This is a genomic window from Olsenella uli, from assembly GCF_901212655.1.
GTDB lineage: Bacteria > Actinomycetota > Coriobacteriia > Coriobacteriales > Atopobiaceae > Parolsenella > Parolsenella uli_A.
Genome location: NZ_CAAKON010000021.1, coordinates 39,544 through 65,971, shown reverse-complemented (window position 1 = coordinate 65,971; position 26,428 = coordinate 39,544). Strand labels below are relative to the sequence as shown.

At 65.3% G+C, this 26,428-nt stretch carries 24 protein-coding genes; 22 read left to right on the top strand and 2 right to left on the bottom strand.

Annotated elements, in window-relative coordinates; genetic code table 11:
* Positions 1–6: 6 nt before the first annotated feature.
* On the top strand, positions 7–393 hold the full coding sequence (locus EFAMC2_RS04005) for a Rid family detoxifying hydrolase (protein WP_154027342.1): 387 nt from the start codon (positions 7–9) through the stop codon (positions 391–393).
* Positions 394–504: 111 nt separating this feature from the next.
* Here the strand turns inward: EFAMC2_RS04005 and yqeC are convergent, their stop codons facing one another.
* Positions 505–1,218, bottom strand: a complete 714-nt coding sequence (gene yqeC, locus EFAMC2_RS04000) for a selenium cofactor biosynthesis protein YqeC (RefSeq protein WP_187325139.1) — start codon at positions 1,216–1,218, stop codon at positions 505–507.
* Positions 1,219–1,416: 198 nt separating this feature from the next.
* On the opposite strand from yqeC, the gene yqeB reads away from it, so the two are divergent.
* The 14 genes from yqeB to htpG all read left to right on the top strand — a co-directional run bounded on the left by yqeB (position 1,417) and on the right by htpG (position 18,362).
* The gene (yqeB, locus tag EFAMC2_RS03995) at positions 1,417–2,211 is read left to right on the top strand and encodes a selenium-dependent molybdenum cofactor biosynthesis protein YqeB (protein WP_154027338.1); all 795 of its coding nucleotides are present in this window, start codon (positions 1,417–1,419) and stop codon (positions 2,209–2,211) included.
* Positions 2,212–2,214: 3 nt separating this feature from the next.
* Positions 2,215–3,204, top strand: a complete 990-nt coding sequence (locus tag EFAMC2_RS03990; RefSeq protein WP_154027336.1) for an XdhC family protein — start codon at positions 2,215–2,217, stop codon at positions 3,202–3,204.
* Between the two features lie 208 nt (positions 3,205–3,412).
* Positions 3,413–4,300, top strand: a complete 888-nt coding sequence (modA, locus tag EFAMC2_RS03985) for a molybdate ABC transporter substrate-binding protein (protein WP_261980048.1) — start codon at positions 3,413–3,415, stop codon at positions 4,298–4,300.
* Positions 4,301–4,305: 5 nt separating this feature from the next.
* The gene (modB, locus tag EFAMC2_RS03980) at positions 4,306–4,983 is read left to right on the top strand and encodes a molybdate ABC transporter permease subunit (RefSeq protein WP_154027332.1); all 678 of its coding nucleotides are present in this window, start codon (positions 4,306–4,308) and stop codon (positions 4,981–4,983) included.
* On the top strand, positions 4,980–6,143 hold the full coding sequence (locus tag EFAMC2_RS03975; RefSeq protein WP_154027330.1) for a sulfate/molybdate ABC transporter ATP-binding protein: 1,164 nt from the start codon (positions 4,980–4,982) through the stop codon (positions 6,141–6,143). Before modB ends, EFAMC2_RS03975 begins: the two co-directional genes overlap by 4 nt.
* Before the next feature lie 2 nt (positions 6,144–6,145).
* A complete protein-coding gene (gene moaA, locus EFAMC2_RS03970) occupies positions 6,146–7,096 on the top strand; it encodes a GTP 3',8-cyclase MoaA (RefSeq protein WP_154027328.1) in 951 nt (316 codons plus the stop codon).
* A complete protein-coding gene (gene moaC, locus EFAMC2_RS10525) occupies positions 7,097–8,218 on the top strand; it encodes a cyclic pyranopterin monophosphate synthase MoaC (protein ID WP_410054796.1) in 1,122 nt (373 codons plus the stop codon).
* Positions 8,219–8,434: 216 nt separating this feature from the next.
* The gene (locus tag EFAMC2_RS03955; RefSeq protein WP_154027326.1) at positions 8,435–9,457 is read left to right on the top strand and encodes a molybdopterin-binding protein; all 1,023 of its coding nucleotides are present in this window, start codon (positions 8,435–8,437) and stop codon (positions 9,455–9,457) included.
* Positions 9,458–9,710: 253 nt separating this feature from the next.
* Positions 9,711–10,898, top strand: a complete 1,188-nt coding sequence (locus EFAMC2_RS03950) for a molybdenum cofactor synthesis domain-containing protein (protein WP_154027324.1) — start codon at positions 9,711–9,713, stop codon at positions 10,896–10,898.
* A 32-nt stretch (positions 10,899–10,930) separates the two neighbouring features.
* Positions 10,931–11,623: an HAD family hydrolase gene (locus EFAMC2_RS03945; protein ID WP_187325138.1), complete on the top strand. Its 693-nt coding sequence runs from the start codon at positions 10,931–10,933 to the stop codon at positions 11,621–11,623.
* Between the two features lie 79 nt (positions 11,624–11,702).
* On the top strand, positions 11,703–12,098 hold the full coding sequence (locus EFAMC2_RS03940; RefSeq protein WP_187325137.1) for a hypothetical protein: 396 nt from the start codon (positions 11,703–11,705) through the stop codon (positions 12,096–12,098).
* 6 nt (positions 12,099–12,104) lie between these two features.
* A complete protein-coding gene (locus tag EFAMC2_RS03935; RefSeq protein ID WP_154027320.1) occupies positions 12,105–13,994 on the top strand; it encodes an ABC1 kinase family protein in 1,890 nt (629 codons plus the stop codon).
* 189 nt (positions 13,995–14,183) lie between these two features.
* On the top strand, positions 14,184–15,281 hold the full coding sequence (locus tag EFAMC2_RS03930; protein WP_187325136.1) for an AbrB family transcriptional regulator: 1,098 nt from the start codon (positions 14,184–14,186) through the stop codon (positions 15,279–15,281).
* Positions 15,282–16,343: 1,062 nt separating this feature from the next.
* On the top strand, positions 16,344–18,362 hold the full coding sequence (gene htpG, locus EFAMC2_RS03925) for a molecular chaperone HtpG (RefSeq protein WP_154027316.1): 2,019 nt from the start codon (positions 16,344–16,346) through the stop codon (positions 18,360–18,362).
* 458 nt (positions 18,363–18,820) lie between these two features.
* Here htpG and EFAMC2_RS03920 read toward each other — a convergent pair whose 3' ends face one another.
* Positions 18,821–19,639, bottom strand: coding sequence for an acyl-[acyl-carrier-protein] thioesterase (locus tag EFAMC2_RS03920; RefSeq protein WP_187325135.1), 819 nt, complete (start codon positions 19,637–19,639; stop codon positions 18,821–18,823).
* Between the two features lie 516 nt (positions 19,640–20,155).
* Between EFAMC2_RS03920 and EFAMC2_RS03915 the strand changes: the two genes are divergently transcribed.
* The 7 genes from EFAMC2_RS03915 to EFAMC2_RS03885 all read left to right on the top strand — a co-directional run bounded on the left by EFAMC2_RS03915 (position 20,156) and on the right by EFAMC2_RS03885 (position 26,428).
* Positions 20,156–20,584 carry an amino acid-binding protein gene (locus tag EFAMC2_RS03915; RefSeq protein WP_154027312.1) on the top strand — a complete coding sequence of 143 codons (429 nt, stop codon included), beginning with the start codon at positions 20,156–20,158 and terminating at the stop codon, positions 20,582–20,584.
* Positions 20,585–21,099: 515 nt separating this feature from the next.
* Complete coding sequence (locus EFAMC2_RS10285; protein WP_366936366.1) at positions 21,100–21,849, top strand: TIGR00730 family Rossman fold protein; 750 nt, start codon at positions 21,100–21,102, stop codon at positions 21,847–21,849.
* Between the two features lie 95 nt (positions 21,850–21,944).
* Positions 21,945–22,448, top strand: a complete 504-nt coding sequence (locus tag EFAMC2_RS03905) for an S-ribosylhomocysteine lyase (RefSeq protein WP_154027310.1) — start codon at positions 21,945–21,947, stop codon at positions 22,446–22,448.
* A 1-nt stretch (position 22,449) separates the two neighbouring features.
* Positions 22,450–23,136, top strand: a complete 687-nt coding sequence (gene trhA / locus EFAMC2_RS03900; RefSeq protein WP_187325134.1) for a PAQR family membrane homeostasis protein TrhA — start codon at positions 22,450–22,452, stop codon at positions 23,134–23,136.
* A 69-nt stretch (positions 23,137–23,205) separates the two neighbouring features.
* On the top strand, positions 23,206–23,814 hold the full coding sequence (locus EFAMC2_RS03895) for a uracil-DNA glycosylase family protein (RefSeq protein ID WP_154027308.1): 609 nt from the start codon (positions 23,206–23,208) through the stop codon (positions 23,812–23,814).
* A 437-nt stretch (positions 23,815–24,251) separates the two neighbouring features.
* Positions 24,252–26,210, top strand: coding sequence for an aconitate hydratase (locus tag EFAMC2_RS03890; protein ID WP_154027306.1), 1,959 nt, complete (start codon positions 24,252–24,254; stop codon positions 26,208–26,210).
* 77 nt (positions 26,211–26,287) lie between these two features.
* Positions 26,288–26,428 carry a hypothetical protein gene (locus EFAMC2_RS03885; RefSeq protein ID WP_187325133.1) on the top strand — a complete coding sequence of 47 codons (141 nt, stop codon included), beginning with the start codon at positions 26,288–26,290 and terminating at the stop codon, positions 26,426–26,428.

Below are 26,428 nucleotides of genomic sequence, written 5' to 3'. Positions count from 1 at the left end.
ATTCACATGGCTAACGAGGCAATCGTCACCGAGAAGGCTCCCGCGGCGCTTGGCCCCTACTCCGCAGGCGTCGTCTCCACCGGCACCAAGGCCATCCACGTGTCTGGCCAGCTGCCCATCGACCCGGCTACGGGCGAGTTTGCGGGCGAGGACATCCAGGCCCAGACGCGTCAGAGCCTCACGAACATCAAGAACATCCTCGAGGCCGCCGGCGCCACGATGGCCAACGTTGCCGAGGTCACCGTTCTGCTCGACGACATCAATGACTTTGGTGCCATGAACGAGGTCTACGGCGAGTTCTTCGAGGCCCCGTACCCCGCCCGCGCCGCCTTCGAGGTCGCCGCCCTGCCGAAGGCCTCCAAGATTGAGATCAAGGCAGTCGCCTACCTCTAACCCTGCCATGTGCCATTGGGCGTCATGTGCCAGCGGGGACATACCCTTTTGCACTAATTCTGAAACCAAGGGACGGGTGCGCCTGACGAAGGGTGTGCCCGTCCCGCATTTTCAGGAAACTTGCAAAAGGGTCTGTTCCCATTGGCGGGGGCGGTGGAGGGAGGCGGCGAAGGCAGGGAGGGGATGGCCCTGCCGTGCGAGTTCGCGTGCGAGGCGCTTGGCCTTCGCGAGCGTGGTCTCGTCATCGACTTGGTTGACGAGGATGACGTCTGGGGCGATGAGGCCGCACTCCAACTCGGAGGCGAGTTCGGCCGCCACGAGCTCGGGTGACGCCGGCTCATTCGGCGTGCACCCGGTGCGTTCGCAGAAGAGCGTGGGGCGGTGCGCGACCTCCGAGACGGGCCTGCCCAGCCCGCTTGCCCCCACCACGAGGATGCGTCGTGCCGCACAGGCGGGGACGACCGGCTCGTGGCGCGCGTGGGCCTTGAGCGGTAGGCCGCGTGAGCCGTCCGCCTCCACGATCACATGGGGCGCAAGCTCGGCGAGCGTGTCGATGGGTATGCGCGAGGCCCCTAGCTTCCCGCCGGACATGACGGGGTCGACCGGCTCGGCCACGCACACGACGCGGGCCTCTGCCAGCGTGCACCGCACGTCGTCACTATCGCTCGAGGTCACGAGGGGCATGCCCTCGAATGGCATGAAATGGGTCGTGGTGGCGAGGATGACGGGGCCCTCGAGCACGGCGGCAAGGGCCGCAAGCAGACTCGTCTTGCCCCCGCTTCCCGACACAGACGTAACGCCCATGGGAATGCCCAACAATTCCATACAGTTCATTTGGCTACCAGACTTATAGTGTGGATAACGTTGTAGTCAATTGTGCACTACGCTTGAGCCATTGCGTGCCGAAGTCAGACGGTTCCGGCGAGTGGCGCCCCGTCGATGCCGGGATAGGGCGAACGCCTGCGGGTTCCATGCGCTGAGATGTGTCGCGGTGCGTCCGCGCCAAAACGAAGGGGAGAGCCCATGCTCGTACAGATTCGCGGCGCCGGGGACATCGCCACCGGCATCGCCCTCAGGCTTTATCGCGCGGGGTGCGAGGTGGTCATGTGCGACCTGGCGACTCCCACCTCCATCCGGCGCACGGTGAGCTTCTCCGAGGCCATCCGCCTGGGCTCCTGCGAGGTTGAGGGCGTTCGCGCTCGCCTGGCGCACGACGTTGCCGAGGCGCTCGCCATCGTCGCAAGCGGCGAGGTGGCCGTCCTGGTTGACCCCGAGGCCTCCAGCGTCCCCGACCTCACGCCCGCCGTGCTCGTGGACGCCATCCTCGCCAAGCGCAACCTCGGCACCAGCATCGACATGGCTCCCGTGGTCATTGGCGTGGGGCCCGGGTTCACTGCCCCGCGCGACTGTCACGCCGCCATCGAGACCAAGCGAGGCCATTATCTCGGACAAGCCCTATACGAGGGCTCGCCTGCACCCAACACCGGCATACCCGGCGTCATCGCCGGCCACTCGGCAGACCGCGTGCTCCGCGCGCCGGCGGACGGCACCTTCGAGCCGGTGCTGAAGATCGGCGACGTCGTGCGCGCCGGTCAGGTGGCGGCGACGGTCTCGGGTGTCCCCATGCGCTGCACGATCAACGGCGTGCTGCGCGGCTTGCTCCAGGAGGGGGTCGAGGTCACGAGCGGCATGAAGTCCGGCGACATAGACCCGCGATGCGAGCGCGCGCACTGCTTCACCTCATCGGACAAGGCGCGCGCCGTGGCCGGCGGTGTCCTTGAGGCAATCTGCAGGCTCACGTGTAGGCTGGAGGGATAGCCAATGGAGGGAATCGAGCTGTTGAGGCTTGCAGAGGAGAGACTCCGCGCGGGCTGGGGGGTTGCGGAGAGCGTCGTGCTGGGAAGCCGGGGCTCCGTGGCGAGGCCTGCGGGCGCGCGCATGCTCACCTTCGACGACGGCACAAGCGTGGGCACCGTGGGCGGAGGGGCGCCCGAGCTTAAGGTGCAGCGCCTTGCCCGGGAGGCGCTGGCAGACGGCAGGGCGCGCGTCGTGACGCTCGACCGGCAGAGCACGGGCATGGTGTGCGGCGGCTCGCAGGAAGTGGGTATCCGCGCTCTGGGCGCCTGGGACCTCGAGGTCTTGGGCCAGGCACTCGCGACGCTGGACGCCGGCGGGAGTGGGCGGCTCGTGGTGGCCTGGGCCGGTGAGGGCGCCTCGGCGTCCTTTGAGCCGATTGAGACCGAGGTGGGTGACGCCACTGCCGATGCCGCCGAGCTCCCTACCTACGATGGCCATCGCTACGTCGAGACGTTGCGCGCTCCCGAGCGCGTCTTCGTCTTTGGCGGGGGACACGTGGGCAGGGCGCTCGTGCCCGCCCTCGCTGCCATCGGGTTTGAGGTCACGGTCTTCGACAGCAGGCCCGAGGTCGCGCGTCCCGACCTCTTTCCGGCCGCCCGTCGCGTGGTGCTGGGCGACTACGGGCGCATCGGCGACGCGGTTCGCCTGCGCGAGTCGGACTACGTCTGCGTCATGACGCAGGGGCACGCCGGCGACGAGGACGTGGTGGCCCAGGCACTGGCCGCGCACCCGCGCTATCTCGGGTGCATGGGGAGTCGCAAGAAGCGCGCGGTGCTCGAGGACGTGCTCGCGGGCAAGGGGGCCTCAGCGAGCGACGTCGCGCACGTGGAGCTTCCCATCGGCCTTTCCCTGGGCGCCGTCACGCCGGCCGAGATTGCGGTGAGCATCGCCGCACGGCTCATCGAGGTGCGGCACGGGCTCCGCTCGGGTGAGGCGCGTCCCTGCCCGGCGTAGGCCCGGGACAGACCGATCGCCATGCCTGGCGAGTCACGGGTTTTGACCGTCGTGGGGCTCGGAAGGATGGGTGCGCGCTATGCCTGGCGCCACGCCCCCTGTTTGAGCCGGCGCCTCGGGTTTAGGTCATCAATACAGCCGACGGGCGTCATCTCGGACGGAAAGCGTCAAATCGGCCTAAGTGTGGGAACCAGAGATGGGATTGAGCGTGAAGGGAATTACCAGGAGAGACGCCATCGCGACGTTTGGGGCCGCCATTGCGGCGATTGGTGTGGCGGCGGGGCTCGGCGCGTGCGGCAGCTCCGAGACGAAGGGCTCCCATGCCGCCGCAACGACCACGACGGCAGGATCTGGCGACAAGCTCACCGTCTTTGCCGCGGCGAGCCTCACGGAGAGCCTCCAGAAGAGCGTTGAGGGCTTCACCAAGCAGACGGGTGCCGAGGTGACCTTCAACTTCGACTCCTCCGGGACGCTCAAGACGCAGATTCAGGAGGGCGCCGAGGCGGACATCTTCATCTCCGCCGGCCAAAAGCAGATGAACCAGCTCGACGCGGCCGATAAGAAGGGCCAGAACACCGAGGGCCTCGACCTTATCGAGAGCGACACGCGCTTCGACATCCTCGAGAACGAGGTGGCGCTCGTGGTGCCCTCCGGCAACCCCAAGGGCATCCAGAGCTTCGAAGACCTCAAGGACCGCCTCGAGGCCGGCGACATCAAGCTTGCCATGGGCAACTCGGACGTGCCGGTGGGCCAGTACACGCAGAATATCCTGTCCTACTTTGGCCTGGACGAGGCGGCGCTCGCCAACTCCGGCGTCATCACCTACGGCTCCAACGTCAAAGAGGTCACCACCCAGGTGAGCGAGGCTGCCGTGGACTGCGGCATCATCTACCACACAGACGCCGTCTCCGCGGGGCTTGACGTGGTTGACGCTGCCAGCACGGAGATGACGGGCGGCAAGGTGGTCTATCCCGCGGCCGTGGTGAAGGGCACCAAGCACGAGGAGCTCGCCAAGCACTACCTCGAGTACCTCAAAGGCGCCGACGCCTCTGACGCGTTCGAGGAAGTTGGCTTCAAGCCGCTTGCCGAGGAGTAGCTGCGGTGGATTGGTATCCGCTCATAAACTCGCTGCGCATCGCTGTCATCTCGGCAGTCGCGGTGTTCTTTCTTGGCGTGGGCGCGGCCCAGCTTATCGCGAAGCTTCCCCGTCTTGTAAAGGGCGCGCTCGACGTGGTGCTCACGCTGCCTCTCGTTCTGCCTCCCACGGTGGTGGGCTATCTGCTTCTGCTGGTGCTGGGCCCCAAGCGCGTCATTGGCTCCTGGGCTCTCTCCGTCTTTGGGCTCAGGCTCACGATGACGTGGTGGAGCGCGGTCTTTGCCTGCGTGGTCGTGGCGTTTCCGCTCATGTACCGCACCGCCCGCGGGGCCTTCGAAGCCTATGACGTCTCGCTCACCCACGCGGCGCTGACGCTCGGCAAGAGCCGACGCTGGGCCTTCTGGCGCGTTCAGATGCCGTGCTGCAGACAGGGCGTCCTCGCCGGCGCCGTGCTGGCGTTTGCCCGGGCGCTCGGCGAGTACGGCGCCACGTCCATGGTGGCCGGCTTCACGCCCGGCTCCACCGCCACCGTCTCCACCACGGTCTACCAGCTGTGGCGCACGGGCGACGACGCGATAGCGCTCCGGTGGGTTCTCGCGAACATCGCCATCTCCGCGGTGGTGCTCCTTGCCATGAACTGGCTCGAGGGGCGCGCCCGCACGAGGGGAGGGCGCGCGGCATGAGCCTCTCCGTTGACATCCGCAAGCGGCTTGGGAACTTCCAGCTCGACGTGAGTTTCGTGGCCGAGGACCCAAGCGAGACGTTTGCCCTGCTTGGCGCCTCGGGTTGCGGGAAGAGCGTGGCGCTCAAGTGCATCGCCGGCATCGAGACGCCAGACGAGGGGCGTATCGAGCTCAACGGGCGCGTGCTGTTCGACAGTGACAGCCGCGTGAACGTGCCGGTGCAGGGGCGCCGCGTGGGGTACCTGTTTCAGAACTATGCCCTGTTCCCGATGATGACCGTCGAGCAGAACGTGCTCGCGAGCGTCCGCTCGGGCTCGCGCGAGGAACGCCTCGAGCGCGCCCGAGCCCAAATGAGGGCGTTTAGGCTCGGGGGTCTCGAGCGCCGGCGGCCGGCACAGCTTTCGGGCGGCCAGCAGCAGCGCTGCGCGCTCGCCCGAATCATGGCCAACGAGCCCGAGCTCCTGCTGCTTGACGAACCGTTCAGCGCGCTCGACGGCTACCTGCGTTGGCAGCTCGAGCTTGAGCTCGCGGACACGCTCAGGGCCTTCCCGGGCGGCGCGGTGTTCGTGACGCACAATCGGGACGAGGTCTATCGCATGTGCGACCGCGTCTGCGTGCTCACGGCGGGCAAGAGCGGCCGAACCGTGGCCACGGAGGAGCTCTTCAACCTGCCGAGGACGGTGTCCGAGGCCGTTATCAGCGGCTGCAAGAACGTGAGCGTGGCACGGCCCGTGGGCGCGGACGCGCTGGAGTGCCTTGACTGGGGCGTCACCCTGCGGTGCGCCCGGAGCGTTGTGGGCTGTGACCACGTGGGCATTCGCGCCCACTTCCTGCACATCGTCGGTGCGGGAGGCGCCATTGGCGGGGGCACCAATCTCGGGTCGTCCGAGCCGATTGGCGCGGCCCCTGGCAATGCCGCCCTCTTGGCGAGCTTGCCGGACGGCATGCCGGTCGTCGGCTCCGAGAACAACGGGAACCTCATCGCCTGCCGCGTGGCGCGCGTCATCGACAATGTCTTCTCCACCATCGTCATGTGCGAGACGCCGGGCGGTGGTCTCTTGCGCGTGGAGCTCGAGAAGGACGCGTGGTGGACCCTGGGTTCCCCCGAGCGCGTGACGCTTGCGGTGGAGCCGCGAGACGTCATGCCGCTGGAGGCGTAGACATGCGGGACACCTTTGGACGTACCATCACCTACCTGCGGCTTTCCGTGACCGACAAGTGTAACTGCCGCTGTCGCTACTGCATGCCGGCCGCCGGCGTGCCCGCGCGCTCACACGAGGAGCTGCTCTCATTCGAGGAACTCGGCGAGGTGGTTCGCGCCGCCACGGCCCTGGGCGTGCGGAAGGTTCGCATTACCGGGGGCGAGCCGCTCGTGCGGCGGGGCATCGTGAGCCTCTGCCGAATGGTCGCCGAGGTTCCCGGCGTGGAGGAGCTCGCCATGACGACGAACGCCACGCTGCTCGCGCCGGTGGCGGCTGACCTCAGGGCGGCGGGCGTCTCTCGCCTCAACGTGAGCCTCGACACCCTGCGGCCCGAGCGCTATCGCCAAATCACGCGCGTGGGCGAGCTCTCGGACGCGCTTGCCGGCATCCGCGCGGCTCGGGTGGCGGGCTTCGGGCGCCTCAAGATAAACTGCGTCCTTGTGGGTGGCGTCAATGACGACGAGGTTACCGACTTTGTGGATCTCGCGCGTCGGGAGCCCGTCGAGGTCCGCTTCATCGAGCTCATGCCCATGGGCGAGTGCTCGCTCTGGCCGCGCGAGCGCTTTGTCCCGGCGAATATGGTGCTCGAGGGCGCGCCCGAGCTTAAGCGCGTGGGCTCGAGCGGCGTGGCCGAACTGTATGCCGGAGCGGGCTTTGCCGGTCGTGTGGGCCTCATTCGGGCGGTGAGCCACCGGTTCTGCGCGGGGTGCGACCGCATTCGCGTCACGGCCGACGGCCGCGTGAAGCCGTGCCTGCACTCCGCTGCCGAGGTTGGCGTCCGTGGCCTGCACGGCCAGGAGCTCGAGGCCGCGCTTCGGAGTGCGATTCGGCTCAAACCGGCACATCATGACCTGCAACCCGGCGTGAGCCCCAGCGCCACGCCGCGCGACATGAACCAAATCGGGGGATAGATGACGAATTCGACAGATTCCGCATGCATCCGCGACGCGGAGCTCACGCACGTGAACGCTCAGGGGCGCGCCCGCATGGTGGACGTTGGCGGCAAGCCCGTGACGGCGCGCGTCGCCCGGGCCGCCGGCATGGTGCGCATGGCGCCGAGCACGCTCGAGCTCGTGCGCACGGGCGGCACTCGCAAGGGAGACGTGCTTGCCGTGGCGCAGGTCGCGGGCATCATGGCGGCCAAGCGCACCTGGGAGCTCATTCCCATGTGCCACCAGGTGCCGCTCTCCGGCGTGGACATCTCGTTTGCCTACGAGCCCGACGGCATTGCCATCGAGGCGACGGCGCGCTGCAAGGGCGAGACGGGCGTGGAGATGGAGGCGCTCGCGGCCGTGTCTGTGGCTGCGCTTACCATCTATGACATGTGCAAGAGTCACCAGCGCAATATGGAGATAGAGGCCGTGCGTCTGCTCGAGAAGGACGGCGGGCGCTCGGGGCACTTCGTGAACGGGCGGGTGAACGTTGCTGGGAGGTCCCTTGTTGACGAGGGCGCACCGCGCGATGTCGAAGGCGAGGATGAGGGCGCTGGTGTCGGTGCGGCGGCCGGGGGCGACGCAATTCCTACCGCCATCACGCCGGGCACCGACGCGGCTTTGGCGGACGCCGAGCCGTGCGACGAGCCAGATCTCGCTGGCGTCACGCCGGGCGCCGCGGTTATGGCCGTGTGCCTGAGCGAGCGCAAGGGAACCCGCAAGCGTTCGGTTGATGCCATATCGCTCGAGGTGGGCGCAGGGGTTGCGGGTGACGCCCATGCTGGCAATTGGCATCGTCAGGTGAGCCTTCTGCCCAACGAGGCCGTCGACGAGTTGCGTGGCGTGCTGCCAGACCTGGCGCCCGGCGATTTTGCCGAGAACATCCTTACACGAGGCCTCGATCTTAAGTCCCTGCCAGTAGGCGCCGTTCTGGAGGTGGGCACGGCGCAGGTTGTGGTCACGCAGATCGGCAAGACCTGCCACAACGACTGTGAGATCAAGCGCCTGGTGGGGAAGTGCGCGATGCCCTCGGAGGGCGTGTTTGCCGTTGTCACGCGACCGGGCGTCGTGCGTCCCGGCGATGTGATCCGGCGGGCGTGATTTGGTGCGGGCTTCCCGGTGATGTGACTGGGAGGGGCGTGACGTGGGGTGGGCACCCGGTTCCTCCTGGCGCGCTCGTCCTCCTTGCGCTCGCGCACATCGGATTACTCGAGGCAATAACCCGAATCCGGCAGGCTTTTTCCGGCATGGTCTCTGGTTTCGGGCTTGCATTACCGGCAGGGTCGCGGGGAGACGGCTCAGCCGAGGGGAGAAATGATGAGGGAAATAAAGGTTGAGGACGCGGTGGGGCACGTGCTCTGCCACGACATGACGCAGATTATCCCGGGCGAGTTCAAGGGCGCGAGGTTCCGCAAGGGGCACGTGGTTGCGCCCGAGGACGTGCCGGTGCTGCTCTCCATGGGCAAGCGCAGCGTGTACGTCTGGGAGATGGCGCCGGGCATGGTGCACGAGAACGATGCGGCTCTACAGCTCTGCAGGCTTGCCGAGGGTGCTGGCTGCACGCATGGCGAGGACATCAAGGAGGGCAAGATCGAGCTCAAGGCCGCCCATGACGGCTGCTTCCGCGTGCGATCCGAGCGATTGCTTGAGGTGAACTCGGTCGAGCAGGTCATGATCGCGACGCGCCATGGCAACACGGCGGTGCGCGCCGGCGACAAGCTTGCCGGCATGCGCGTCATCCCCCTCGTCATCGAGCAGGCGGTCCTTGACGAGGCCGCGGCGGCTGCCGGCCCCGATCCGCTCTGCGAGGTCGTGCCCTACAAGCTTCGCAGCGTCGGCATCGTCACGACGGGCAGCGAGGTGGCCGCGGGGCTCATCGAGGACAAGTTCACGCCGGTGGTCGAGCGCAAGCTCGCGGCCTTTGGCATCGAGTGCGTGGCGCACGAGCTGCCCGGCGACGACATCGACGATGTGGCGGCTGCGATTCGGCGCGTGCGCGAGCGGGGCGTCGACCTCGTCGTCTGCACGGGCGGCATGAGCGTGGACCCGGACGACAACACCCCGGGCGCCATCCGGCGTGCCGGCGCCGAGATGGTGACCTACGGAGCGCCGGTGCTTCCGGGTGCCATGCTCTTCGTGGGCTACTTCGATGACGGCACGCCCGTGCTCGGCCTTCCCGGCTGCGTCATGTTCGCCGGGGCCACCATCTTCGACCTCGTGCTGCCGCGGGTGGCGGCCGGCGTTCGCCTGACCCGCGCCGACATCGTGGCGTACGGCGACGGCGGCCTCTGCCTCGGATGTCCTGAGTGCCACTACCCCATCTGCCCCTTCGGCAACTAGGGTTTGTGGGTGTGGGGGCAGCCTCCTTTCCGCTAGTTCTGAACTCTCTCTATGGTTCAGATGCCATCTGGTGTGGTTTGGGGCAGCCTTATTTCCGCCAGATCTGAACTACTTCTGAACTACATTTCTGAAAGGGTGGAAAGGCCCCCCCAATGACGCGATCCCGTCTGCCCGTTTGGCAAGTAGAATCCCCTTAGTTGATCTTGCGGGATTTGTCGCGGCGGATCCTGCGGGCGAGGGCGAGGGGAGAAAGATGGCGAACAAGTTCAAGACCGCTGCCGTCATCACGGCGAGCGATCGCTCGGCGACGGGTGCGCGCGAGGATGCGGCGGGTCCGGCGGTGCGGGAGCTTCTCGAGCGCGAGGGATACGAGGTTGCGGCCGTGCGCGTCGTTTCTGATGACCAACCCGTCATCGAGGCCGCCATCCGCGAGGCCGCGGAGGCGGGCGCCGCCCTTGTCGTCACCACCGGTGGCACCGGCTTTGGCACGCGTGACGTGACGCCCGAGGCCACTTCCGCCGTCTGCGAGCGCATGGCACCCGGTATCGGCGAGGCCATGCGTGCCGCGTCGGCCAAGATAACGCCCAACGCCTGGCTCAGCCGCGCTACGGCGGGCATTCTCGGGCGCACCCTTGTGGTCAACGTGCCGGGGAGCCCCAAGGCGGCAGTGGAGAACCTGTCGGCCGTCCTTGGCCCCATCGCCCATGGCGTCAAGACGCTCCGCGGCGCGCCCTCCTTGTGCGGTGCGGGCGCGGCGGACCTCACCGCGTGTCGTTTTGCCCTCTTCGACTTCGACGGCACGCTGGCCGACACCACTCCCGGCATTGTGGAGGCGGCCACGGAGACCCTGCTCGAATGGGGCATGACGCCCGAGGAGATGGGCGACGTCGCCCGCCTCGTGGGTCCTGCGCTCCCGGGTGCCTTCCGCCTGGTCTACGGTGTCTCCGAGGCCGACGACGCCGAGCTCACGGCCCGCTACCGCTTCCGCTACGAGCGGCTCGGCCCCGAGAGCTATCCGCTGTTCCCCGGCATGGGGGCTCTGCTTGACGGCCTGCGAGCCGCCGGCTGGAAGCTTGCCGTGGCCACCTCCAAGCGCCAGTGGCGCTGCGAGGCCATGCTCGACGCGCTCGGCGTTCGCAATCGCTTCGACATCATCTGTGGCCAGGCGGACGGCATCAGGGACAAGCCCACGCTCATCGGCCGGGCCCTTGCCGAGCTTCACGCTCCTGCCGACATGGCCGTAATGGTTGGGGACCGCAAGTACGACGTGGAGGGCGCCGCCGCCAACGGCATCGCCTGCGTGGGCGTGCACTTTGGGGCCACGCCGCGCTCCGAGCTCGAGGACGCCGGGGCCACGGTCGTGGTTGACTCGGTGGCCGAGCTCGAGGCGGCCCTTCTGGGCGTGCGTGCGGCGCGGTGCGGGCGAGGCGAGCGCGAATGACTCCGCACGCGGATGGCGCATCCAGTGCGCCCTTGCCCCAGGAGCCCGCTCCCCGGCGCCCGCCCATCTCCCAGCGCCCGTGCATCCTGTTCGACTTCGACGGCACCCTCGCAAACACGGCGCCCGGCATCGTGGACACCGCCCGTCAGGTTCTTGGCGAGTTTGGCATGAGCGAGGTCGAGATGGGCGACCTCACGCGCCTCGTGGGCCCGCCGTTTCCGGCGGCCTTCTCGCAAATCTACGGGATGAGCCCGGAGCGCGCCGAGCAGGTGGGCGCGCGCTACCGAGAGGTCTATCGTTCCCTCGGCCCCGAGACGCACCCGCTCTACGAGGGCATCTTCGAGCTGCTGCATGACCTCGCGGCAACTGGCAGGCGCCTTGCCGTGACCACCTCCAAGGGCCGAGACCTCGCCCTGCGTTTCCTCGCGGACGACGGCGTGGCAGACGTGTTCGAGGTGGTGGTGGGCAAGGTGGACCCCGCAAAGTCCGACAAGCCCCGCCTCGTGGCGCGCACGCTCGAGGTGCTCGGCTGCCCTGCCTGCGAGGCCGTGATGGTGGGAGACCGCCTCTACGACGTTGAGGGCGCGCACGCAAACGGCGTCACCTGCGTGGGCGTTCGCTATGGTGGCACGGCGCCCGAGGGAGAGCTGGAGGAGGCGGGCGCGGACGTCATCGTCCGCACGGTCGCCGAACTCGGTGACGTGCTCATGGTGTCTCGGGCGTAGAATCGGGTACAAGGACTGGAACTGAAGAGGGCGCATGCCCTGAGTGCGCGGCCAAGCCGCGCGACGGGAGGAGTTCCGCATGGCAGATTTCGCAAACAACATTGCCGATGGCGTCCGCAAGGCGTTTCTGGCCGGCGTTGGCGCCGTTGCCATTGGCGCCGAGGCTACGAGCAAGCTCGTCGATGACCTCGTGAAGAAGGGCGAGCTCACGGTTGACCAGGGCAAGGACCTCAACCGCGAGCTCACGCAGAAGGCCAAGGGTACCGTGGACGGTGCCCAGGAGACGGTCCTTCGCGCCCACCTCGCCGGCATGACGCCCGAGCAGCGTGCCGCGTTCGTCGACCGCGCCCGTTCGCTCGCGAGCGATCTCGACGCCAAGGAGCAGGAGGCTGCGAAGGCCGAGGAGCCCGAGGACGAGGGCACCACGGTGACGGTCGAGGCCGACGACGAGTCCGAGAAGGACGCCGAGGAGTAGCGCCACTTGAGCACCAGCGACCAGCAGCGCACGTCGGCAAACGCCGCCCCCGCGGGAGACTCGGGGGCGGCTTCGTCATGCCGAGACCACGCGCTCAGCCCCGAGACCATCGATGCGCTCTGGGATGCCTCGGGGCAGCGGATCTCCGATGAGGTCAAGGCCGAGCAGGCCATGTGGGAGGCCGCGCTTGCCGGCGTGGAGGGCTCTGCCGCAGAGGAGGAGGACCCGGACTCGATCTCCATCGGCCTCCTCGGCGGGGTGCACCGCACGGATGCGGCCCGCTACGGCCTCTCCCGCAAGCGCCGCCACGCGCGCCTCCTCCAGATCTTTCGCATCGTGCGCAAGTACGACGTGCTGCACGGCATCACGCCGGTCAAGTTCCGCCGCATGCTCGAGGAGCTTGGACCCACCTTCGTGAAGGCCGGCCAGATTCTCTCCATGCGATCCGAGATTCTGCCAGACAAGTTCTGCAAGGAGCTCTCGAAGCTCCGCTCGGACGTGGACCCCATGCCCTACGAGACCGTCATCGCCGCTCTCGAGAGCGAGTACGGCAAGGGGCTCGAGACCATCTTTGATGCCATCGGGGAGAGGCCCCTGGGCTCGGCCTCCGTAGCGCAAGTGCATCGCGCGAGGCTCGCCACCGGAGAGGACGTCGCGGTCAAGGTCCAGCGCCCGCACGTCCAGGAGGTTATGGCGCAGGACATCGACATCATGCGCTCGCTGGTGGGGCACCTCTCGCCCCTCATCAAGGGCGACCAGTTCCTCGACATCACGAGCGTGGTGGAGGAGCTGTGGGACACGTTCCGCGAGGAGACGGACTTCCTCGTGGAGGCGCGCAACCTCGAGGAGTTCCGTCGCAACAACGAGGACTGCCGCTTCGTGGCGTGCCCCAAGCCCTATCTCAGGCTCTGCACTAAGCACGTCGTGGTGATGGAGTACGTCGAGGGCATCACCATCTCGAGCCCGGCCAAGCTCGTGGACGCCGGCTACGACCTCAACGAGATTGGCACCAAGCTCGTCGACAACTACTCCTCGCAGCTTTTGGACGACGGCTTCTTCCATGCCGACCCGCACCCGGGCAACATTGTGGTCTCGGGCGGGCAGATCGTCTTCCTGGACCTTGGCATCACCGGCAGGCTCAGTCCGAGCCTGCGCCGCATCATGCGCGACATGATCTTCTCGGTGGCCGAGCGCGACACGCCCAAGCTCAAGGGCGCCCTGCTGCGCCTGTCGCTCACCTCGCCGGAGGACGTGGACCACGCCGACTTGCTGGCCGACCTTGACGAGGTGGTGGACGAGTTTGGCACCGTGAGCCTCTCCGACCTCGACCTCGCCAACTTCCTCGGCAACATCATCGCGCTTGCCCGCCGCAATGGCATCGAGCTGCCCGGGCAGGTCACGAGCATGGCACGCGGCCTCGTTACGCTCGAGGGCGTTCTGGACGAGTTCTTGCCCGGCGTGAACATGATCGAGATCATCTCGCAGCACATCAGCGCCCACACAGACCAGAAGGTTAAGCTCAAGCACGACCTGGGCGAGCTTGCCATTCGCGGTAGGGCGGCCACGAAGGGGATTTTGGGTGCCGCCGCCCAGGCGGAGCTCGCCATGAGCATGCTCACGCGCGGACAACTCAAGCTCAACATGGACTTCGTGGGTTCCGAGGACCCGATCGAGGACCTCTCGCACATCGCCGACCGCCTGACGCTCGGCGTGCTGAGCGTGGGCTTCCTTATCGCGGCGAGTGCCGTGGTGATGAGCAAGAGCGGTGGGCCCGAGGGCGAGCTCACCGTTATGGGTATTCCTGCGTTTGCGTTCCTGTGCTATCTGATTGCGTTCGGCATTGCGTTCGTGGCTTTGCGCGACATCTGGGGGCGCAATCGCCGTCGCCGTCGCTAGTTGGGAAGTCGCTCGTTTCGGCTGAGGCCTGAAGTTGCTCTCATGCTTCTGGCAAAACGAGCGCGGCCCTCCTTGGCATGCCATAAGCGACGGGTTTCGCTGCAAAACGTTATGGCCAATAGCCGAACTACGCCTCATGTGCCCGGTACAATCGACGGGTATCGTCCGAGCTCGCCATGGGGAGCCACCTTGTTCGGAAGCATTGCCGTGGGTACCGTCCTCTCTGCCGTCCTGCCCGTTGTCCTCACGCTTGCGGTTGGCGCGTTGGGTTGGTGGGTGGCCGCGCGGCTCGGGCTCTCGGCGCCCGCGATGCTTGGCAGCATGATTGCCGTGGGCCTTACTAACGTGCTGTTTGACTACGCTCAGATGCCGCCCGAGGTGCGCGTCTTCGCCCAGTCCATCTCGGGCTCGTTCATCGCCATGAGCGTCAAGCATAGGGATATCAAAAACATCAGGCGGCTGATCGTGCCGGTAACCATCCTGTTCTCCATGCTCACGGTCAACACGCTGCTCATGGGCACGGTGCTGTACCTGTTCTGTGGCGTCGATATCTACACAGCACTCTTCAGCTGCGTGGCGGGCGGCGTCACGGACATCTCGATGATTGCCATGGACTTTCATGCAGACGCCAGCGAGGTGGCGCTCATGCAGACGAGCCGCCTCGTGGCGGTGCTGCTGTTCTTTCCCGCGTGGATTCGCTTTCTTTGCCGTGATGAGCCCGGGGTGGACGTGCAGGAGCTCGACGACGAGCCCCGCGAGCCGTCTGCCCTGGCGCGTGCGCTGGGCACCGGCTGGCGCCGGACGGCGTTTACCATCTGCGTGGCACTTGGGTGCGGCGTTGTGGGCAAGCTCTCGGGATTTCCGGCCGGTACCATGGTGTTTGCGCTGTTTGGCGTGGCGGCGCTCAACCTGAGCCTGGGCTGCTGTCACATGCCCATGGGCACCAAGCGCTGCGCCCAGCTGCTCGCGGGCTCGCTCGTGGGTTCCGCCATGAGCTCGGACACGTTCTCCAGTCTCACGACCTCGCTCGTGCCGGTGGCACTGCTGTTCGCGAGCTATTGGCTGCTGAACTTCGTGTTCACACAAATCTGCCGGCACTGGCGGCTCATGGACACCAAGAGCGCCATGTTCGCAAGCGCGCCGGGCGGGGCGTCGGACATGGCGCTCATTGCGGCCGACCTCGACGCTGACCTCGCGAAGATCGCGGCGGTACAGGTCATGCGCGCCGTCTACGCCGTGGCTGTGATGCCCACGGTGGTGCTTCTCTTTGGACGGCTGTTCCTCTGAGGCCACTTCTTAGAGAGTTCGTTGCTGGGTTCGTTGCTGGGGCCGTTTCTTGGGCGGAAGCCACGGTCCTGGAAGAAGCGGTGCTTTAGAGGGTTCGCTTCCTGGGTTCGCTCTTTGGGCCTGCTCTATTGGGGCCACCTTCGTGCGTTGGTTTCTTATTGGCCGTTTTTACCACCTCCGCGTGTTCGCTTCTTGTCGTTCACAGGATTGTGGATTCGCCTTATGTGGCCAGACGATTCCCCGTATGTGACCAGACCTTTGGGTTCGCTCCTTTGCGGTTGCCCCTTTGCGGTTGCCCCTTTGAGGCTTGCCCCTTAGCGATCGCCCTTTTGAGATTTGGCCCCTAGTTGCCGCTTCTTTAGGGACCGCGTTTGAAAATGAACAGTTTTTGCTGCTTCTTGAGGGGAGTCGATAAACCCGTATTCAAAGCGCCCCATGTACCTGTGGTTTTTTATTTCCTAACAAACGGGCTGGAAGATTGCTCCGGCGCGTGCCACGCAAAACGGTTCATTTTCAGACAAGGTACCGAAGGGTCGGGCGATTGGATAGATACAGACCTCATAAACGATTCATTTTTAAGCAAGGCCCAGGTCTGACAGTTCAAAAACGGGGCCATGCGCCGGCAGGCCAACCAAGGCCCCGGCCCGGAGGCTCAAGCAAGGGCAACGGGATGGCAGGCAAAGCATGACTCTCGGCTGGCGGCTCAAACAAGGCGCCATAATTTCAAACAATGCGCCGTGAGTTCGAGCAAGGAGCCATAAGTCCAAGCGGGGAGCCAAAAACTGCCGGTTCGCTCAGAGGACTCCAGGCAGCCGATTCGATTAAAGGGCCCAGCCTCCTTGGTAGCAACAGGCGCTCCCAACATGGTGTGTCATGTGAGGGGCCGGCCTTTTTGCGGTGGCATTCCTAGCCCCGCTTGTATACTTGCGCGCTTTTGGGATATAAAACCTAAGTCTGTGTATGGCAAGTCCGACTACCGCGCGTGGTCGGCCGGCACGGAGTCGCGGCGGCTTCACATGCTCGCTTCGGCGCTCGCTGCCGCATCATCAGGAGGCGCGTTTCATGAAGCAGTTCAAGACCGAGAGCAAGAAGCTGCTCGACCTCATGATCAACTCGATCTACACCAACAAGGAGATCTTCCTCCGCGAGCTCATCTCCAATGCGTCGGACGCGGAGGACAAGCTCTACCTTAAGAGCCTCACGGACTCCGACGTCAAGCTCGACCAGGACAGCCTTTCCATCCGCATCACGCCGGACAAGGACGCTCGCACGCTCACTATCTCGGACAACGGCATCGGCATGACGGCCGAGGAGCTCGAGCGCAACCTTGGCACCATTGCGCATTCCGGCTCCGAGGAGTTCAAGGCCGCCAATGCCGAGCACCAGGGCGACGACGTCGACATCATCGGACAGTTTGGCGTTGGCTTCTACTCCGCGTTTATGGTGGCCAAGGAGGTCAAGGTCACCACGCGCGCCTGCGGCGAGGACGTGGCCCACACCTGGACAAGCGATGGCCTCGAGGGCTATGCCATCGAGGATGGCCAGCGCGACCACTGCGGCACCGACATCGTACTCACCCTCAAGGATGACGTCGAGGGCGAGGGCGGCGAGCAGGGCGAGCGCTACAGCCGCTTCCTCGAGGAGTGGACGCTCAAGGACCTCGTGCGCACCTACAGCAACTACGTGCGTCACCCGATTCAGATGATGGTCACCAAGAGCCGTCAGAAGCCCAAGCCCGAGGACGCCGGCGATGACTACAAGCCCGAGTACGAGGACTACACCGAGCTCGAGACCATCAACTCCATGACGCCGATTTGGAAGAAGTCTAAGGCGGACGTGACGCCCGAGGAGTACACCGAGTTCTACAAGAGCACCTTCCACGACTGGGAGGACCCGGCGCGCACCATCACCTTCCACGCCGAGGGCACGCTCGAGTACGACGCGCTGCTGTTTGTCCCGGGCAAGGCCCCGTTCGACCTCTACAGCAAGGACTACGAGAAGGGTCTTGCGCTCTACAGCTCCAACGTGCTGATCATGGAGAAGTGCGCCGACCTGTTGCCGGATTACTACAACTTCGTGCGCGGCATCGTGGACTCTCCGGACGTGTCACTCAACATCTCGCGTGAGACGCTTCAGCAGAACCGCCAGCTGCACGCTATCGCCAACCGCATCGAGAAGAAGGTCACGAGCGAGCTCGAGGCGATGCGCGACCAGGACCGCGAGGCCTACGAGAAGTTCTTCGAGAGCTTTGGCCGCGGCCTCAAGTTTGGCATCTACTCGAGCTACGGCATGAAGGCCTCCGAGCTTGCCGACCTGCTGCTGTTCTGGAGCGCCCGCGAGAACAAGATGGTGACGCTCGCTGAGTACGCGAAGGCGATGCCCGCGGGCCAGAAGGCCGTCTACTACGCCGCCGGCGACTCGCGCGACCGCCTCGCCAAGATGCCCGTCGTGAAGGCCGCTCTCGACCACGGCTTTGACGTGCTGCTCTGCACGGCCGACGTGGACGAGTTCACGTTCCAGGCCATGCGCCAGTACACGGCGAAGAACCTGCCGAAGGTCTATGAGGACGACGCCGCCCGCGAGGCCGTCGAGAAGGCCGTGGCCGATGGCGCTGAGCCCGAGCTCGAGGACCGCACGCTCGACCTTAAGAACGTGGCCTCTGGCGACGTGGACTTTGCCAGCGAGGACGAGAAGAAGGAAGCCGAGGAGGCCACCAAGGAGAACGAGGACCTGTTCAAGGGCATGAAGGACGCCCTGGGTGACAAGGTCACGAAGGTCGCCGTTTCCGCACGCCTTACCGACGCCCCCGCGGCCATTACGAGCGAGGGCCCCGTGTCGCTCGAGATGGAGCGCGTGATGGCTGCCGGCCCCGATGCGGACCAGGCGCCCAAGGCCCAGCGCGTGCTCGAGCTCAACGCCAAGCACCCGGTCTTTGCCAAGCTGCAGGCTGCCGAGAAGGACGGCGATGCGGACAAGGTGAAGCTCTACGCCGGGCTCCTGTATGACCAGGCGCTGCTCGTCGAAGGAATTCTGCCGGATGATCCCGTGGCCTTCGCGCAGCAGGTTTGCGAGCTGATGTAGCTTCGAACCTGTGTGGCCGGCCCCGGGCCAAGCTCCCCGCCGGACCTTGTGCTCCGCTCAGCTGAGCAAGGGACGCTCAGAAATCGCGGAGGCACAAGGCCCTAGCAGGGGCCTGGCCCGGGGCCTTTTCTGTTTCGGGGTGGCAATTAGCTCCGGGCTACACGATAGGCCCGGGATGGCATCCTCGCATGTTTTTGGGCTGGATGCTCTCTAGTAATCGCCCAGGGCCAATCCCTATCGCAAACCTCGGACCTGTGCGGGTGTTTTCTTGATTTTGGCTCTTCAGCTCCGGGGCTGCGCGATGGTGCTGTTGGCGCCGTTCACCACAACCATGCCGGTACTGGAGGGGGCCAGGAGCGGGATGTTGCCGCCCACGGCGAGGTAGTCCCAGGATGGGTGTGCTCCTTTAGAACAGGACCGCTCCGATGATGGTGGCTGCTCGGCGCGAGCCGCGTATGCTAGCGAGCCTCGGCCCTTGGGGTGAAGCGAACAATGGCGTAGGGCTTGGCTGCCTCGTCGTCGAGGGTGATGGTCTTTGAGCCGTCGTCTCCGCGGTGGACGTGCGGACAGATGACGTCACCGAGCTTGGCGGCGCGGCTATAGTGAACGTCGAGACGATGAATGGGATTGCGCGTGTCGTCCATGGCCATGAAGTGGGCAAGGGGGTCCTCGGCGGCCCCGCCCACGCCATCCTTGGCCTCGGATTCCTCAAGTGCGCCAAGTGCCAGGCTCACGTACTGGGCGTTGTTGACGTGACCGTTCGTATCGAGAAGCGAGGCAGCCACCGTGACGGGCGTCGTCAGCGTGCCTTCGTCGTTCGTTCGGATGCTTCGCGGGATGGGCGGCATGTCGAGGGGCGCGTCGCGCTCGATGTCACTGCGGTAGGGATCCGCTTCCTCGGTTGGGATGCGGATAGGCTTGCCGGTGCGCATGTCGAACATGAACCAGCTCGAGTCGGCGCGTACGAGGGGATGCTCGCGCCCCTCGTCGTCCGCCGAGCAGATGGTGAGGTTGCGGTTGGCGCGTAGTCCCTTGAACCCGGTTGCCCAGGTGCTCACGATGATGTCCTCGCCAAAGTGGGGGAGTCGGTCATTTTCGATCTCCCAAGCCGAAAGCAGCCATGTGCGGCCCGTCTGGGCCACGTGCTGCGGCCACATGCCCACGGCAACTGAGTGAAATGTGGCGCAATCCTGCAGGTAATTGACGAGCGCGGGGATGCTGAGCAATCCGTTGCCGTCGATTTCGCTGAACCTGACCCTGCTCTCGAACGAGTACATGTCGCCTCCCATTTGTTGACAGGGGAGATTGTAGCGAGCGAGGCGTTTCCCTCGCGCGCACGTTGGGCCCTACCGTTTGCTTTACATAATCTGGCGGGCGTTTTGTGTGGCGTCGTTGCTACGAGGGGACGAGTGGGGGAGCAATTGACGTGCGCGCCTGTGTCGTCGCCGGTCTATTCCAGTTGCTTTGCCGTCTTGCTCACGATTTTGGCTTGTGCCCGCTGTGCTGTCGCCCGTCTTTTCCTGCTGCCCTGCCGTTTCGTTCAGGCTTTTTGTTTATGCCCGTGCGGTATTGGCATGGCGACTGGCCTCGTTCGCGCCTTTGAACACGGGGCCGCGTGCTATTGGCCTGGTGACGGGCCTTGAGCGGTGACAAGTGGGTCCAGCTTGTTACGGCTTTGCTGGGGGCGTTTAGCCTTTACGACGGCGGGCATAGGATACGGAGACTAACTGTGCCGGCGCGTCTGTCGGTGTCGGGCTCGCAAGGAGGCGGCCCGAGCAGCAAGGAGGTCTTCCATGATCGATCAGCTTACCGTCTGCCTTCCGGCTGAGCCGGGGCGTCTCGCCAAGATGTGCCGCGTGCTTGGTGAGGAGGGCGTTCAGATTCACGCGCTCATGGTGGCCGATAACGTAGACTTTGCCATCGTCCGCCTCATCGTCGACCGTCCCCAGGCCACGGCCGTCATGCTCTCCGAACTTGGCTACGACGCCTCTACCAGCAAGGTCGTTGCCATTCGCGTGGACAACGTACCCGGCGGCCTTGCGCAGTTGCTCGACAAGCTGCATTCGAGCGACCTCGCCGTCGCCTATGCGTACAGCTGCTCCATCGATGACGGCACGGTCGACATCGTGCGTGTCCAGGGCGAGCCCATGGAGCTCAAGCTCCAGGATGCCGGCCTTCGCTTGCTTGAGGCCAAGGACCTGTATGTGGTAGACGCCGACTAGGGACCATGGTCCGGGCCGACGCGGCCTGAACTTGTGTCTGCCGCTAAATCGTTCACTACTAATCCGAATGTATGTATATCGGGGTGTCGGGGTCGAAGGGAACCGGCGCTCTTCGTCTGTGTTGGCTGCGCGCGCTGCGTCTTACGTTACGTCCGTCTAACCCCTTCCTTGCAGGTTTGGTAGTACGCTTGCCAAACATGACCAAAGGAGTTTAGATGGCGAAAAAGAAGAAGGGCTTCGGGGAGCTTTCGGAGCACAAGGCAAAGTCTGGCAAGAAGGGCGAGAAGGGCGCAAAGGCACTCGCCGCGAAGATGCCGGATGGCGACATCTCCACCTCGCACCCGGCGGAGAACGGGCTTGCCAACTCGGACAATTCCGGAGCTGTGGCTTCTTCCGATGAGGCGCGTGCCAGCCTGCGCGACGGCACCAGCGGTGTTGGAGCAAGCGGTTCCGGTACACCCGTTGCCTCGGACGAAGCGCGCGCCAAGGCGCATGTCGCCAACAAGCCTGACTTTGTGATTCCGGGCGCGTCAGATGAGCCGCTTGGCGCCACGTACTACAAGGGTCCGGTCATTCTCCGCGGCCACATGATTCCCAAGGAGACCACCACCGAGCACCTGCTCTCCGCCGAGGAACCAACGGACTGGCTTCACATGGACCCCTGGCGCGTGCTACGTATCCAGGCCGAGTTCGTGGACGGCTTTGGTGCACTTGCGGAACTTGGTCCGGCCGTTGCCTGCTATGGATCTGCCCGCACGAAGCGTACGGACCCGATGTATCGCGCTGCGCGTCACGTCGGGCGCAAGCTTGCGGAGCGCGGCGTCGCCGTCATCACCGGCGGCGGTCCCGGCATCATGGAGGCCGTGAACCGCGGTGCCGCAGACGTGGGTGGCAAGTCCGTGGGTCTTGGCATCGAGCTTCCCCATGAGGAGGGCATCAACCGGTGGGTGAACATCGGCATGACCTTCCGGTACTTCTTCGTTCGCAAAACCATGTTCGTAAAATACTCGAGGGGCGCCGTCGTGTTCCCGGGCGGCTTTGGCACGCTGGACGAGAGCTTCGAGCTGCTCACGCTCGTGCAGACGCATAAGGTTGCCATGACGCCCATTGTGATGTTTGGCACCGAGTACTGGAGCGGGCTGTTCGAGTGGCTCGAGAAGACGGCCGTGGGTGCCGGCATGATCTCTGAACTCGACCCCAAGCTCGTGGTGCTCACGGATGACGAGGACGAGGCCGTGGCTGTTGCCACCAGTACGCTCGTCTAGCCACGCGCCGGCCGGTTGCATGCGGGGTATCATGGCGTACCAGAAAACCCTCGCGCCCAGGGCTTCGCGCCTGCGCGCCGCAAACCGGAGGACCCATGGATCGCATTGCCAGCTTCACCGTCAACCACCTTCTGCTCAAGCCGGGCGTCTACGTCTCTCGCCGTGACCAGGACCCTGCCACGGGCGCCGTCGTCACAACGTTCGACCTGCGCCTCACGGCCCCCAACGACGAGCCGGTGATGAACACGGCCGAGTGCCATACCATCGAGCACCTGGGCGCCACCTTCCTGCGCAATCACCCCACCTGGGCGTCGCGGGTGGTCTACTTTGGCCCCATGGGCTGCCGCACGGGTTTTTACCTCGCGGTATTTGGCGCCGTGAGCTCTGAGGAAATCTTGCCGCTGGTGAGATCGCTGTTCGAGTTCGCGCGCGACTTCGAGGGCGAGATTCCCGGGGCCAGGCCCGAGGAGTGCGGCAACTACCTTGACCAGAACCTTGGCATGGCCAAGTGGCTTGCGCGTCGCTACCTCGAGCGTGACCTGGGCGCCAACGTGAGCCTCTCGTATCCGGGTCTGCTTGCCAAGGAAGCGGGCAAGTAGCATGGCTCGCGAGAGCCGGGCGGGTGCCGCGTCCCCCATCGAGCCGCATGCCCTTCCCGATTACACCGTGGGGGAGGAGATTGCCAACTCTGTGACCCACGGTCTTGGCGCGATGCTCTCGGTGGCGGGCCTCGTGCTGCTCGTCGTGCGTGCCGTCCTCGACGGCGGTGCGCCGAACATGCTCGCGAGTGCCATCATCTTTGGCCTCTCGCTCATCCTCGAGTACTCGATGAGCACGCTCTACCACGCCATCACCTACGTACCGGCCAAGCGCATCCTGCGCACGCTCGACCATAGCTGCATCTACCTGCTGATAGCCGGCAGCTATACGCCGTTCACCCTCGGCCCCCTGCTGGAGGACGGTGGTGTGCCCCTGCTCGTCGTCGTGTGGGCCTTCGCGCTGGCGGGCATCGGCGTGGAGGCGTTTCTGCGCGAGCGCCAGCCGCGATGGGTGACCATTGCCATCTACCTCGTGATGGGCTGGCTCGTGGTCTTTCGCCTGCCGCAGCTCCTGGCATCGCTTGCGCCTGGGTGTCTGTGGCTGCTCGTGGCGGGAGGGCTCTGCTACACCGTGGGTACGGGCTTTTACCTGGCCAAGGGCGTTCGCTACATGCATAGCGTCTGGCACCTGTGGGTGCTTGCGGGCAGCATCTGCCAGTTCCTCGCGGTCATTCTGTATTTGCTGTAAGGGTGCGTGCGATGGGCGGTCTGTCCAACGCGTGAGGGGCAGTCAGCCCAACGTTCGAGGGGGCGGCGCATGACTGAATACCAGCACAAAGAGCACGGGTTTGAGCCCGTGTTCGACGGTCGCAGCCGGGTGCTCATCCTGGGCTCTCTGCCAAGCGTGCTCTCTCGTGCCAACGCGTTCTACTACGGCAATCCCCAGAACAGGTTCTGGCGCGTCGTCGCCCGAGTGTGCGGCGAGCCGGTACCGCCCAACGAGGGAGAGCCGCTGTCTGCATGCGAGGACGTGGGGCCCGGTGAGCGCCGCCCGTCCGTGGATGGAGCCACTGTCGCGCTCGTGCAGTCCATCGAGGCCAAGCGCTCCCTGCTGCTGCGTCATGGCATTGCCCTCTGGGACACCGTCCACAGCTGTGACATCAAGGGCTCGAGCGATGCGAGCATCAAGAACGTCGTGCCGGCAGACGTTGTTCGCGTCACGTCTTCGGCGCCCATCGAGGCCGTCTTCTGCAACGGCGGCACGTCGGGAAGGCTTTACCATCGCTACCTCGAGCACGAGACGGGCCTCAAGGCAGTGGTGCTGCCCTCGACGAGCCCGGCCAATGCGTCGTGGAGCCTACCTCGGCTTGTTGAGCGGTGGGGCGAAGCGCTGTCCCCTTACCTGGGCGGAGGCCCGTCTTCGTGAGTGGGAGCCACTCTCACACGTATTTTTTATATTTGCCGCACCTCCTTTGAGGCCATTCGCTCGCGCTTCCCGGTCACACCCACACATGCCGGGCCGTCTTTCCGCAATTCCCGAAAAACTGCATGGAATGTATGGGTGTCGCGGTCGACTAATGGGTGCTGCGGCCGACTTCGTCCTTGGCGGGCAGGTCTTGGGGGTGAGGTCTGGCTGCGGCTCTCTACGCAAAGCATCAGATGGCCAATGAGATTGCATGACGCTATCGGCGCCTCGGATGCTTGGGCACAGGCTCGGCCCATGCCCGTTTGGCATGCCGACATGTTCTATTTCGATTGGACGCGCGCCATATGCGCAGGCACCATGGTTCATGAGGGCATGCAATTCAAAACGCCCGAACGAACTGGCCGGCTGGCTTGTTCGGACTCGGCAAGGGAGAGGCCATGGGACACACGCTTACGCGCAAGATCATTGACAGTCATCTGGTTGGCGGCACGCCAAGGGTCGGCGAGGAGATTCTGCTCCATGTGGACCAGACCCTCACGCACGACATCAACGCCGTCATGACCTACCTGGCCTTCGAGGCCACCGGGCTCGATCGCGTGCGTACGGAGGCGAGCGTCTCAAACTTGGACCACAACCTGCTCTACATCGACACAAAGACGCCGGATGACCACCTCTACCTGCAGTCTATTGCCGAGAAGGACGGCGTGTGGGTGAGCCGCCCGGGCAATGGCATCTGCCACTCCATCCACGTCTCCCGCTTTGCCAGGCCGGGCAAGCTCTTGCTTGGCGGCGATTCGCACACGCCGCACTCGGGAGCGGTGGGCATGCTCTCTATTGGCGGTGGCGGCATGGACATCGCGGTGGCCATGTGCGGCCAGCCCGCACGTCTCGTGATGCCCAAGGTCGTGCGCGTCTACCTCACGGGCCAGCTTCGCCCTGGCGTCAACTCCAAAGACGTCATCTTGGAGATGCTGCGTCGCGTGGGCGTCAAGGGCGGCCTTGGCAAGGTGTTCGAGTACGTGGGGCCGGGCGCCGCCACGCTCGAGGTGCCGCAGCGCTGCTCCATCACCAACATGGGCGCCGAGATGGGCGCCACCACGTCCATCTTCCCGGCAGACGAGCAGGTGCGTCGCTTCATGGCCTCCCAAGACCGCGAGGACGAGTTCGTCGAGCTCGGCCCCGACCCCGACGCCGCCTACGACGAGGAGATTGAGCTCGACCTCTCTGCCCTCGGGCCGCTCATGGCCTGCCCCGACCTGCCCGACAATGTCCATCCGCTCGCCGAGGTGGAGAAGAGGCCCGTGCGCCAGGTCTTCATCGGCTCCTGCACGAACGCGAGCTACTCAGACATTGCCAAGGCGGCGCTCGTGTTCCAGGGCCACCATGTGAACCCCGAGCTGCAGTGCACTTGCTCCATCCAGAGCCGTCAGATTTACAAGCAACTCCTGCTCGACGGCTATATCGAGATGCTCGTGGACGCGGGCGTGCGCCTGCTCGAGTTTGCCTGCGGCCCCTGCTGCGCCATCGGCCAGGTGCCGCCCACGGATGGCGTGGCGGTGCGCACCTCCAATCGTAACTTCCGCGGTCGTGCCGGTAGCCCCAACGCGCACATCTACCTCGCGAGCCCCGAGAGCGCGGCCGCCACGGCCATCACGGGTACGTTTGCCACGGCCGAGGAAATCCTGGGCGAGGGTGTGGCGAAGCTCGGCGAGATCCACGAACCTGCGTCCTATCCCGTGGATGACTCTCTGCTCCTGGCGCCGCTCCCGTCCGAGGAGGCAGCCAAGGTCGAGGTCGTGCGCGGACCCAACATCAAGTTCCTGCCGGTGCCCGAGCCGCCTTCCCAGCACCTGCGCGTGCCGGTCTCGCTCAAGGCCGGCGACAACGTGAGCACCGATGACATCACGCCCGCCTCGGCCGAGCTCTCCAGCATGCGCTCCAACATCCCGCTCATGAGCAAGTACTGCTTCATGCGCTATGACCCCGAGTTCTCCGAGCGTGCGCGCAAGATGGGGCAATCCATCATCGTGGGCGGCGAGAACTACGGCCAGGGCTCGAGTCGAGAACATGCCGCCATCAACCCCATGTACCTGGGCGTTCGTTGCGTCATTGCCAAGAGCATCGCACGCATCCACAAGGGCAACCTCGTGAACCATGGCATCATCCCCATGATCTTCGAGGACCCCTCGGACTACGTGCGCATCGAGCAGACCGATGAGCTCGAAATCGAGAACCTCGTCGACCAGCTGCCTGGGCGGCTCGTGTTCGTCCACGATGTCACGCGCGGGTTCTCCTTTGCCGTGCGGCTCGAGCTCACGGACGCGGAGATGGAAGTCGTCCTTGCTGGTGGACAGCTCCGTTTGCTGAAGCGTAAGCTGAAGGTTAAGCCAAATTAGGCGCCTCCGGGGACTTTTCGAATCGCTCGGGGCGCGCTTTGCGGCCATGGGTTCCTCAATTAAGGAGGCGTTTCCCCTTGTTCGGAGACTTCATTTCGCTCGACCAGGCGCTCGTCGTCTGCATCTTCAGCCTGGCGGTTGTCTTTGCCGTGCTGCTCGCGCTCGCGGGAATCGTCAGCCTCACGACCCGCATCGTGAGCCACTTCGGGGAGGAATAG

Bases quoted from the DNA above. Each gene is read 5' to 3' on its own strand.
- EFAMC2_RS03955 (WP_154027326.1), top strand. From the start codon at position 8,435: ATGAGGGAAATAAAGGTTGAGGACGCGGTGGGGCACGTGCTCTGCCAC.
- EFAMC2_RS03915 (WP_154027312.1), top strand. From the start codon at position 20,156: ATGATCGATCAGCTTACCGTCTGCCTTCCGGCTGAGCCGGGGCGTCTC.
- yqeB (WP_154027338.1), top strand. From the start codon at position 1,417: ATGCTCGTACAGATTCGCGGCGCCGGGGACATCGCCACCGGCATCGCC.
- EFAMC2_RS03890 (WP_154027306.1), top strand. From the start codon at position 24,252: ATGGGACACACGCTTACGCGCAAGATCATTGACAGTCATCTGGTTGGC.
- htpG (WP_154027316.1), top strand. From the start codon at position 16,344: ATGAAGCAGTTCAAGACCGAGAGCAAGAAGCTGCTCGACCTCATGATC.
- moaA (WP_154027328.1), top strand. From the start codon at position 6,146: ATGCGGGACACCTTTGGACGTACCATCACCTACCTGCGGCTTTCCGTG.
- EFAMC2_RS03990 (WP_154027336.1), top strand. From the start codon at position 2,215: ATGGAGGGAATCGAGCTGTTGAGGCTTGCAGAGGAGAGACTCCGCGCG.
- EFAMC2_RS03895 (WP_154027308.1), top strand. From the start codon at position 23,206: ATGACTGAATACCAGCACAAAGAGCACGGGTTTGAGCCCGTGTTCGAC.
- EFAMC2_RS03950 (WP_154027324.1), top strand. From the start codon at position 9,711: ATGGCGAACAAGTTCAAGACCGCTGCCGTCATCACGGCGAGCGATCGC.
- EFAMC2_RS04005 (WP_154027342.1), top strand. From the start codon at position 7: ATGGCTAACGAGGCAATCGTCACCGAGAAGGCTCCCGCGGCGCTTGGC.
- yqeC (WP_187325139.1), bottom strand. From the start codon at position 1,218: ATGGAATTGTTGGGCATTCCCATGGGCGTTACGTCTGTGTCGGGAAGC.
- EFAMC2_RS03920 (WP_187325135.1), bottom strand. From the start codon at position 19,639: ATGTACTCGTTCGAGAGCAGGGTCAGGTTCAGCGAAATCGACGGCAAC.
- EFAMC2_RS03975 (WP_154027330.1), top strand. From the start codon at position 4,980: ATGAGCCTCTCCGTTGACATCCGCAAGCGGCTTGGGAACTTCCAGCTC.
- EFAMC2_RS03940 (WP_187325137.1), top strand. From the start codon at position 11,703: ATGGCAGATTTCGCAAACAACATTGCCGATGGCGTCCGCAAGGCGTTT.
- moaC (WP_410054796.1), top strand. From the start codon at position 7,097: ATGACGAATTCGACAGATTCCGCATGCATCCGCGACGCGGAGCTCACG.
- EFAMC2_RS03905 (WP_154027310.1), top strand. From the start codon at position 21,945: ATGGATCGCATTGCCAGCTTCACCGTCAACCACCTTCTGCTCAAGCCG.
- trhA (WP_187325134.1), top strand. From the start codon at position 22,450: ATGGCTCGCGAGAGCCGGGCGGGTGCCGCGTCCCCCATCGAGCCGCAT.